The organism is Streptomyces sp. NPDC006197, assembly GCF_040613865.1.
In the GTDB taxonomy this organism is placed as follows: domain Bacteria; phylum Actinomycetota; class Actinomycetes; order Streptomycetales; family Streptomycetaceae; genus Streptomyces.
Genome location: NZ_JBEXSZ010000023.1, coordinates 65,523 through 72,837 on the forward strand (window position 1 = coordinate 65,523; position 7,315 = coordinate 72,837).

At 73.8% G+C, this 7,315-nt stretch carries 7 protein-coding genes; 3 read left to right on the top strand and 4 right to left on the bottom strand.

Annotated elements, in window-relative coordinates:
* Positions 1 to 162: 162 nt before the first annotated feature.
* The gene (locus ABZ318_RS10375; protein ID WP_356902059.1) at positions 163 to 1,356 is read right to left on the bottom strand and encodes an alpha/beta fold hydrolase; all 1,194 of its coding nucleotides are present in this window, start codon (positions 1,354 to 1,356) and stop codon (positions 163 to 165) included.
* A 113-nt stretch (positions 1,357 to 1,469) separates the two neighbouring features.
* Here ABZ318_RS10375 and ABZ318_RS10380 point away from each other — a divergent pair, with 113 nt between their 5' ends.
* Positions 1,470 to 2,066 carry a TetR/AcrR family transcriptional regulator gene (locus tag ABZ318_RS10380; protein WP_356902060.1) on the top strand — a complete coding sequence of 199 codons (597 nt, stop codon included), beginning with the start codon at positions 1,470 to 1,472 and terminating at the stop codon, positions 2,064 to 2,066.
* A gap of 179 nt (positions 2,067 to 2,245) precedes the next feature.
* Here ABZ318_RS10380 and ABZ318_RS10385 read toward each other — a convergent pair whose 3' ends face one another.
* From ABZ318_RS10385 to ABZ318_RS10395, 3 genes are all read right to left on the bottom strand, one after another.
* Positions 2,246 to 2,842, bottom strand: coding sequence for a hypothetical protein (locus ABZ318_RS10385; protein ID WP_356902061.1), 597 nt, complete (start codon positions 2,840 to 2,842; stop codon positions 2,246 to 2,248).
* 112 nt (positions 2,843 to 2,954) lie between these two features.
* Entirely contained in the window at positions 2,955 to 4,160 is a 1,206-nt protein-coding gene (locus ABZ318_RS10390) for an alpha/beta hydrolase (RefSeq protein WP_356902065.1), read from the bottom strand.
* A 163-nt stretch (positions 4,161 to 4,323) separates the two neighbouring features.
* Positions 4,324 to 5,571 (bottom strand): DUF1343 domain-containing protein, encoded by a 1,248-nt coding sequence (locus ABZ318_RS10395; RefSeq protein ID WP_356902062.1) that lies wholly within the window; start codon positions 5,569 to 5,571, stop codon positions 4,324 to 4,326.
* Between the two features lie 155 nt (positions 5,572 to 5,726).
* On the opposite strand from ABZ318_RS10395, the gene ABZ318_RS10400 reads away from it, so the two are divergent.
* The gene (locus tag ABZ318_RS10400) at positions 5,727 to 6,509 is read left to right on the top strand and encodes an SDR family oxidoreductase (RefSeq protein WP_356902063.1); all 783 of its coding nucleotides are present in this window, start codon (positions 5,727 to 5,729) and stop codon (positions 6,507 to 6,509) included.
* A gap of 77 nt (positions 6,510 to 6,586) precedes the next feature.
* Positions 6,587 to 7,180, top strand: coding sequence for a TetR/AcrR family transcriptional regulator (locus tag ABZ318_RS10405; protein ID WP_356902064.1), 594 nt, complete (start codon positions 6,587 to 6,589; stop codon positions 7,178 to 7,180).
* Positions 7,181 to 7,315 lie beyond the last annotated feature (135 nt).

The following is a 7,315-nucleotide window of genomic DNA, read 5'->3' on the forward strand; positions in this document are numbered from 1 at the left end:
GGCCGGACAGGCCCTGGGGGGTGCCGCCGAAGCGTCAGGCCCGCATCAGGGGCGGGGCGGGGGTGACGGCTGCTGGGCAGGAGTGGGCGGTCTTGTCGGACCGGGGGCGATGCCGCGCCATCGCTTGAGGCGGTGGAAGCACCGTTCCACGGCGTTGCGGCGTCAGAGGGTCCGGTCGAGCCAGTCGTACATGTGCTGGTGGAGGGTCGAGCGGCCGCCGTAGCCGCAGTGTTCGCCCGCTCCCTCCGCCTCGGACAGGGTGACCAGGGTGCTCGGGCTCCGCAACTCCCGGTGCAGCCGGGCGGGTTCGCCCTTGAAGACGAAGTCGTTGTCCGGGTCGAAGACGAGCGCCGGGGTGGTGATGCGCCGGGCGACGCCGTCCAGGGTGTACGGACGTGAGCGGCGTACGTAGTCGGGGATCGAGTCGGCCCCGAAGGTCCACACGCCGTTGCGCAGCGCCCAGCGCAGGGACGTGTTGCCCGCCAGGGCGAGCGACAGCACGTGCTCGACCTCCTCGTCGCGGCCGTCGGCGGTCCACTGCAACAGCCATGCGGGGAGGAGGCGGGTGGTGGCGTCGTAGTAGCTGTAGATGCCGCCGTCGAGGACGAGGGCCGCCGCCCGGTGTTCGAAGGCGGCGGCGCGGGCCACCAGATGGCCGCCGAAGCTGTAGCCGTGCAGCGCGATGCGGTCGGGGTCGATCTCGGGCCGGGTGAGGGCGAAGTCCATCACGGGGGTGAGGACCGCCTCCCAGTCGGGCCGGAAGAACAGGCGCTGGTCGCGCAGGGCGGCGCCCTGGCCGGGACCGTCGTAGGCCAGGCAGTTGTAGCCGCGGCGCAGTGCGGCCGCGGCGACGGCGAAGTAGGCCTCTTCGAGGATCGAGTCGAAGCCACTGGTGAAGATCACGGTTGGGCGCGGGGTGCCGGAGTCGTCGACGAGGAACAGGTAGCCGGGCAACGTGGTGTGTTCGTACGGGATCGCGACCGGCTCGACAGGAGTGTCCAGGAGCGATGCGGCGCCGGCGAACGTGCCGCGCGCCAGGGACGAGAGCTCCTTGGCGCGGTCGTCACCGAACGGATCGTCACGCAGGTAGAACTCGGCGGTGCGGTAGTAGTTCGACGCCCGGAGGAGGGCTTCGCGGGCGCTGACGCGGTGCCCCGCGGCCAGTGCCGCGTCGCCCAGGGCGTGGACGCGGGCGGCGGTGGCGCGCCACTGCTCGTACCAGGCGTCCTCGTCGCCGTCGGGGATGGCGCGCGCGGTGACGACGACCTCGCCGAGGTCGGCGCCGCCGTAGGGGGCGAAGCAGGCGGTGCGCAGGGTCTCGAAGGCGAAGGACTCGTCATGGAAGAGGAACTTCACGGCAGGTGCCCCCAGGGCATATGGGCGAGACGGACCCGTTCCGTCTCGGCTTCCGCGACCGTACTCCCCGTCTTAGGCGAGACGCAACCGTTCCGTCTCGATATGCTGGAGGCATGAGCCGACCACCCACCGCCCGTCCCGCCGGCGGCCCCGTCCTCCAGGACACGGTCACCGACGCCCTCCGCACCGCCTTCTTCGAGGAACTCGCCGAAGTGGGGTACGGGAAGCTGTCCCTGGAAGCCGTCGCCCGCCGCGCGGGCACGGGCAAGGCCGCCATCTACCGGCGCTGGCCGTCCAAGGAGGCCATGACCGTCGACCTCGTCGTGCAGGTCTCGGTCACCGCCGCCGACACGCCCGACACCGGCAGCCTGCGCGGCGACGTGCTGGCCTACCTGACCGAGACCGACCAGGCGCTGCGGCACCCGCTGGTCTCCCGGATCCTCCCCGATCTGCTCGCCGCCCGCTCCTACCACCCCGGCATCGCCACCACGCTCGGCGAGCGGATCGGCGAGGGCCGCCGCGCCAAGGTCGGCGCCCTCCTCGAACGGGCCGTCAAGCGCGGTGAACTGCCCGCCGAGACGGACCCGGACCTGTGCCTCGACTTCCTGGCGGGCCCGCTGTACTGGGCCACCACCGTGCGCCGGGCACCCGCCGACCCCGCCCTCCTCGCCCGCATGGCCGACAAGGTGGTCGCCGCCCTCGCCGCCTAGGGGGTGTCGTCAGAGCGATCCCGGGTTGTGGATCATGGAGGGGTGACACGGCGCCGTGGCGTCACCCCCACCACCCCGGAACGCAAGGACCGGATCGCCGACCGGGGCCGCGAAGGCGACCGCGGCGGCCGCCCGCCGTGCCCACCACGGGGCGCGGGGGCGTCTCGTTCGAGGGGCCCTCACGCCGCCGAGGCCAGCGGGCGCCGGCGGTCGCCGCGGGCCCGGGCCAGCGCCCCCGACGTCAGGGCCGCGCGCGGGACGCCCACCCCGCAGTCCCCGCACACCGGGCCGAGCCCCGGCCCCGCCCATTCGATCCGCGGCCCCGCGCACACCGGGCACGCCTCGCCCGGTCCCCGCTCCAGGGCGCCGATCAGCCGCCGCAGCACCTCCGGCAGCGGGTCCGAGGGGTGCACCGCCGGGTCCTCGCAGCGGACCACGCCGTTCCCGCCCCAGACCCGCCGGTGCCAGTCGTCGAGCGCGCCGAGCCCGCGCAGCCCCTCCTGCTTCTCGCGCCGCCGCCGGGCGGCGAACCGCTCCTCGTACGCGAGCCACACGGCCCGCGCCTCCTCCAGTTCGTCGAGCGCGGCCACGAGCCGCCCCGGGTCGAGCTCCCGGTCCTCGGGACCGAACCTGTGCCTGCGGCACAGATGGTCCCAGGTCGCGCGGTGCCCGTAGGGCGCGAACCTCTCCAGACACTTGCGCAGCGAGTACCTGCGCAGCGCCGTGTCGCACCCCGGATCGCGCACCTGTCTCGCGAGACTCCGGAAACCGGCCATCCCTCGCCACCTCCGTCGCTGGTCCTTCGGCGATATCAGAGGGACGAACGGGAGCCCCGCCGTGTTCCATCGAAATTCCGATGGGAGCCATCAGTGGGGCGGAAGGGACGGTTCACCGGCCCGTCCGGGACGCCGAGACCACCACCCGGGCCAGCTCGGGACGGCGGATGTCGTCGTGCGAGCGGACCACCTCGGCCGCGTCCACGCTCACGCACCCCGAGCCCGGCACCCCTTCGCGCAGGACCTCCGCGAGGGTCCGCTCCACCGTCCCCGGCACCGCCTGCACGCCGTCGTGCCCGATCGCGCCCCAGCGCGGGTCGTCCGTGCCGAGCAGCCCCGCCGCGGCGCCGGCCAGCGACTCGGAGTCGTTCGCGACCCGGGACGCCAGCGGGTACATCACCCCGAGCGCCGTGTCGTGCCGCGAGTAGCAGGCGACCACCGGCCCCCGCACCCGGTGCTGGAGGTCCCGCAGCGAGCCGGACCGCCCCGGGGCGTGCGGCAGCCGCGCCGCGAACGCGTAGTGCGAGAAGGCGCCCTGAAGGAGCGTCACGGAGGCGACCGGCCGGGCCCCGGCGGGCAGCCCCCGCAGCGCGTACGCGACGAGCCGGGCGCCCATGCTGTGGCCCACGAGGTGGACCCGGAGTCCGGGGGCGGTCCGCGCGACCTCGCCGAGCAGTGCTCCGAGCCCGTGCTCGCCGACCTGCCCGGCCCGCTTCTTCATCACGTAGTACGTGGCCTGCCGCAGCGCCTCCTTGGCTCCCTTCCAGTACCGCTTCAGCCCCTCGCCGAAGAAGCCCTCCGGCGGGACGGGACCGGTGCCCCCGAGCGCCCCGGTGAACAGGGCGCACACCGCGACCGGGTCCGCGAACAGGAACGCGGGCACCGGCTCCCGGGCGGCCACGGACTCCGCGTCCACGTCCGTCAGTTCCCGCAGCAGCGCCCCGAACTCGGCGAACGCCGCCTCCTCGGGCGGCGCGGCGGCGAGGAGTTCCGTGAGCCGCCCGATGACCGGCTCCTTCTCCGGGAGGACCGTCACGAGTGCCCGGTAGTCGGGCACCGGCTCGTCCGAGAACATCATCGAGGGCCAGATCACCCCCGCGTACCCCGCCTCCACCCCGGGCGCGAGCAGCCCGGGGAAGGGGGCGAAGAAGTCGGAGCACAGGCGGGTGGCGCCGGACGGCGAGCTGTTCCACCCGTGTGCGAAGACCACCAGGTCGCCGACCCCCCGGCGCGCCAGCGCGGCCAGTTCCGAGGCCTGGCCCGGTGGACCGTCGCCGTCCTTGTCGAAGGTGATCTCCCGGTACGGCTCCACACTCATCCCGGTCACGGCCAGACCGTCCCTCCACGTCGAGGGGGCCGCAGCGCCGAGTGCGCCCCGTGCGCGGGCGGCGGCTCCTCGGCCAGCATGCCCGCGTACGGCCCCACCCAGACGTGCGAACGGGGGTCGGCGCGGAACCCGTACCGCACGGGGCTCCCCCCTCTCAGCGGTACAGCAGGTACTCCTCGCGCACCGCCCGGAAGGCCTTCAGGTCCGCTTCCCAGGCACCGACGACCTCGTCCACGCCCGCGCCCGCGTCGATCAGGGTCCGCACCCGGGTCGAGCCCGTCAGCCTGTCGATCCAGTGGTCCGCCCGCCAGGCGAAGCCGGACCAGGAGGCGCGGGCCGTGACCAGGAGTCCGATGCCCGTCCGTACCGGGTCGAAGGACTGCCGGTCGTGGACGTGCAGCTGCACCCCGCCCACCGTCCTCCCCTGGAACTTGGAGAAGGTCGGGGCGAAGTACGCCTCGCGGAACCGGACCCCGGGCAGACCGAGGGCGTTCGCCGCCTCCGCCCACCGCCGGTCGATCCCCTCGGCGCCGAGGAGCTCGAAGGGACGGGTGGTGCCCCGGCCCTCGGAGAGGTTCGTGCCCTCGAAGAGGCACGTGCCGGAGTAGACGAGCGCGGTCTCCGGCGTCGGCATGTTCGGGCTGGGCGGCACCCACGGCAGTCCGGTCGCGTCGAAGAACTCCGTCCGCCGCCACCCCGTCATCCGCACGGTCTCCAGGGCGACGGGCGCGGCCAGGAACTCGCCGTCGAAGAGCCTCGCCAGCTCCCCCACCGTCATGCCGTGCGCCTGCGCGATCGGCTCCCGTCCGACGAAGGTGGCGAAGGCCCGGTCCAGGACGGGGCCGAGCGCCGCCCGTCCGGTCACCGGGTTCGGCCGGTCCAGGACCACGAACCGCTTCCCGGCGAGGGCGGCGGCCGCCATGCAGTCGTACAGCGTCCAGATGTACGTGTAGAAGCGGGCGCCGACGTCCTGGATGTCGAAGACGACGGTGTCCACCCCGGAGGCGGTGAAGACGTCCGCCAGCGGCCGCCCGCTCTTCAGGTACGTGTCGTAGACGGGCAGACCGGTCGCCGGATCGTCGTACCGCCCCTCGGAGCCGCCCGCCTGGGCGGTGCCCCGGAAGCCGTGCTCGGGGCCGAAGACGGCGACCAGGTCCACCCGCTCGTCGGCGTGCATCACGTCCACGACGTGGCGGGCGTCCGGGGTGACGCCGGTCGGGTTGGTGACGACGCCGACCCGTTCGCCCGCGAGGAGCGCGTATCCGTCGGCCGCGAGCCGCTCGAAGCCGGTCCGCACGCGGCCGTGACCGGAGGCGGGGACTCCCGAGGCCGGGGGCGGGGTTGCCGCCACCGCCCCGAGGGCGCCTCCGGCGGCCAGCAGACTCCGACGCGACAGGCTCATGCGGGACCTCCTCGCCAGTGACAAGGGCACGCACGCTAGCGCTCCTGACCGCCCGGGGGAACGAGGCGTGCGGAACGGGTCTTCCGCCACTCCATACCGACTGGTTAGTCTGTCCCGGTCGTCACAGCGCGTCGTCACAGCCGAGAGGTGGGTCCATGACCACGGACACGAACGAGCTCCAGGGCGCCGGTGTCGTCGTCACCGGCGCGGGCGGCGGCATCGGCGCCGCCCTCGCCCGCCGCTTCGCGGCCGAGGGCGCCCGCGTCGTCGTCAACGACCTCGACCCCGGGCGCACCAAGGCGATGGCCGAGGAGATCGGCGCCGTCCCCGTCCCGGGCGACGCCTCCGCCGTCGTCGACGAGGCCCGCGAGGCCCTCGGCGGCACCGTCGACGTCTGGTGCGCCAACGCCGGACTCTCCTCGCCCGGCGACGCCTTCGCCGACGAGGACGTCTGGGCCGCCGCCTGGGACGTCAACGTCATGGCCCACGTCCGCGCGGCCCGCGCCCTCCTCCCGGAGTGGCTGGAGCGCGGCCACGGCCGCTTCGTCTCCACCGTCTCCGCCGCCGGACTGCTCACCATGATCGGCGCGGCGCCGTACAGCGTCTCCAAGCACGGCGCGTACGCCTTCGCCGAATGGCTCTCCCTCACCTACCGCCACCGCGGCCTGAAGGTCCACGCGATCTGCCCGCAGGGCGTCCGTACGGACATGCTCACCGCCGCCGGATCCGCCGGCGAACTCGTCCTCGCCCCCACCGCCATCGAGCCCGAGGACGTCGCCGACGCCCTCCTCGACGCCATCGCCGCCGACCGCTTCCTCGTCCTGCCCCACCCCGAGGTCGCCGGCTACTACCGCAACCGCGCCACCGACCCCGAGCGGTGGCTCGGCACGATGAACCACGTCCAGCGGACCTGGGAGACGGGCGCCCGTCGGCCGTAGTCCCGGCGGATGGGAAGATCTAGCGGCGGGAACGCGTTCCCGTGACCGAAAACGATCATCGAGGAAGGCGGCGGAGCATGGCCAGGACGACGGAAGGGAGCGGCGTCCCCGTCCCCCAGAGGCTCCTCGCCGCCGCCACCCGGCTCTTCGCCGAGCGGGGCTACGACCGCACCTCCGTTCAGGAGATCGTCGAGGCGGCCGGGGTCACCAAGGGCGCGCTCTACCACTACTTCGGCTCCAAGGAGGACCTCCTCCAGGAGGTCTACTCCCGCGTCCTGCGCCTCCAGCAGGAGCGGCTCGACGCCTACGCGGACGCCGACGCTCCCGTCGAGGACCGGCTGCGCGACGCCGCCGCGGACGTCGTCGTCACCACCATCGAGAACCTCGACGACGCGTCCATCTTCTTCCGCTCCATGCACCACCTGAGCCCGGAGAAGCACAAGCAGGTGCGGGCCGAGCGGCGCCGCTACCACGAGCGCTTCCGGGCCCTGATCGAGGAAGGCCAGCGGGCGGGCGTCTTCTCCTCCGCCACGCCCGCCGACCTCGTCGTCGACTACCACTTCGGCTCCGTGCACCACCTCTCCACGTGGTACCGCCCGGACGGCCCCCTCACCCCGCAGCAGGTCGCCGACCACCTCGCCGGCCTCCTGCTGCGGGCCCTCCGTCCGTAGGGGGTGTCTTGCCGATCAGGCCGGGCTCGCGGCGTCTGGCACCGCGCCTCGCCGCGTTGTCGTCGGTCGACAACGCTCCGCGTTGCCTCCCTCCTCCGCCTTGCGATGCACGGCACCAGACGCCGCTCCCTGATC